The sequence below is a fragment of the Nostoc mirabile CHAB5784 genome, from assembly GCF_020829645.1.
Taxonomy (GTDB): Bacteria; Cyanobacteriota; Cyanobacteriia; order Cyanobacteriales; family Nostocaceae; genus Nostoc; species Nostoc mirabile.
Genome location: NZ_JAIVFS010000293.1, coordinates 1 through 2,083, shown reverse-complemented (window position 1 = coordinate 2,083; position 2,083 = coordinate 1). Strand labels below are relative to the sequence as shown.

Sequence of the window (2,083 nt, the reverse complement as noted above, 5' to 3'; positions counted from 1 at the left end):
CGAATTACGCTCTCAACTGAAAAAACACCATAAAGCCAGAATTGAACAATATCGATTTCGCAGAGATCCCAAGGGTTACTTGGCTAATTTAGAGAGTCGTCTTCTCTAGTAAGTTTTACCACACTAGAGTAAACTAGCGTCGTTGAGGTCATCATTTTCAAAAGCTGCTTCTGAGGCTGCATACAAGTCAAATACTACTCGTTGCAGTCCAAAGTAAGCTTGCAGTAGTGCATCCCTTGTTTCTGGTTTCATATCCTCCCAAACATCCAAGTAAAATTACAGCATATAGCTGTAGACAAGATTGCATCCTAATTACAACTGTTTACTGTGAAACGGCGATCGCAATTCTTGGGCAGTGCCAAGTGCAATCGCATACGCTTGTACACGATTGCTGATTGGGGGCAATGCCAGAGTGCGATCGCCTTTGTCTTAACTTCATGATTGTTATAACTGAATGTCCTTTAATTGCATCTCCAGGGACTTTACCCACTCAACAGAGCTTGTGCTATACCCCGGTGATCATGTCTCTAGACTATGTTTCGACTTGGAACGTTAACTCGATTTGGTTTGTAATGGTTGACTTGCGAACCCTTCGCGTTACGGGTGCTGGCAGTTCGCTTTCCTTGCCCTTATGTCTATCAATATACTCTAGTTAACTAGACTTGTCAACTTGCTAAGACTAGTTAACTAGACTTGTCAACTATTGACTAGACTTGTTAACTAGATTAGACTAGGCAACAAGACAAGTAATGTAGAGGAGGTGATTCTAGTTGAAGTTGTTCATTTTTATGGATTTAAAGGAGTTGCGCGAGAAAGCTGGTTTATCCGCTGAACGAGTCGCAGTAGAGCTAGGCAAGTCCGTTTCCACAATTCGCTTTTGGGAGGCAGGTACATATACCCCTAACCTTAGCCCCAGTGAAACATTGCAGTTGACCCGTCTTTACCAATGCACACTTGAAGAATTAACGGAGTCTTTTATTGAAACGCAGCGCAAAAGTGGAAAAAAACCTTAATCTGGCAAACAGCATAATAAATAATGTTGCTATCGCCACCTTTAGACAAAAACCGCTACTCAAAAAGCGCAATTAACTTAATATTTGCTCAAATAAACTGATGCCATATTTAATCGCGTACTTTAACCGAAAGATTAGCTGCTAATACTCCTGCTTACTCTCAAACCAGCATTAAACTTTGGTTTTTCGCCAAGATAAACTTTTCAGCACAAAGCGACCGCCTCCCGCCAAGAAGTACGATCGCTTGTTTGCACTAATCCCTCACAGGAATAGCTATGTCTAAGCTAGAAGTTTTTCAACTCCTTCTCCAAGATAACCCCGACTTGTTCACCACACAAGGTTTATCTTCCCTGCTACACGACTGTATTTGTCTAAAATATCCCAAACGCCACAAATTCACTTACCCCTCTTTACTAAACCAACAGGTTTACTTATCTCTTGCTAACCTTGGTGACGGTAGCAATGAAGATGAAGAAATCCTTCGCCGCATTCTGTCAGACCCTAAAGGCTGGTGCTTGGATGCCCCAGCAGAGGTAAAAGAAGGGGCTAAGTTTTATGACAACATGGGTAAAATGTTTGGCCCTAGTTTTGGAACTGACCTTTTTCTTTACCGCACTGTTCGAGACAACATTCAACAGCTTCAGAAAAACTTGGGCATCTCTGGGGTGAGAGTGATAAATATTTCTGTACGCGATCGCCTATTTTCATACCCGACAGTAGAGGATCAGTTAATCACGCTGGATGAAGATCGCCTTACCCTTCAACAAGCTGTACCAGAAATCATCAATTACTTCATCAGCCTTGTGCAGATGCAGCCTGCATACAAATTATTTTTAGTTGATGAGAAAGAGCAAAAAAATTCCGCTTCAGTCACAGCAGTTGAAAATGCGGCATCAAAGACAGTAATAGCAGAGGTTTACACCGAATCTTACAACTGGGAGCTAACCTGACTTTTCCCGTTAAGTCTTGAAAGGCTTACTGATAAAGGATTTAACAAACAGCACAGCATATACGGTAGAGTAATTGAAATCGGGTGCTAAAGGTAACAAGCAATGCTGGACTGGTGGGAG

The 2,083-nt window shown here is 41.9% G+C and carries 3 protein-coding genes; 2 read left to right on the top strand and 1 reads right to left on the bottom strand.

The genetic code is table 11. The annotated features are described in order from the left end of the window. Positions 1–123: 123 nt before the first annotated feature. Positions 124–252 carry a hypothetical protein gene (locus LC653_RS46705; RefSeq protein WP_267923465.1) on the bottom strand — a complete coding sequence of 43 codons (129 nt, stop codon included), beginning with the start codon at positions 250–252 and terminating at the stop codon, positions 124–126. A 536-nt stretch (positions 253–788) separates the two neighbouring features. On the opposite strand from LC653_RS46705, the gene LC653_RS45870 reads away from it, so the two are divergent. Together LC653_RS45870 and LC653_RS45865 are read left to right on the top strand one after the other, a co-directional pair. Continuing rightward, on the top strand, positions 789–1,013 hold the full coding sequence (locus LC653_RS45870; RefSeq protein ID WP_229501847.1) for a helix-turn-helix transcriptional regulator: 225 nt from the start codon (positions 789–791) through the stop codon (positions 1,011–1,013). A 275-nt stretch (positions 1,014–1,288) separates the two neighbouring features. After that, the gene (locus LC653_RS45865) at positions 1,289–1,963 is read left to right on the top strand and encodes a hypothetical protein (RefSeq protein WP_229501846.1); all 675 of its coding nucleotides are present in this window, start codon (positions 1,289–1,291) and stop codon (positions 1,961–1,963) included. Positions 1,964–2,083 lie beyond the last annotated feature (120 nt).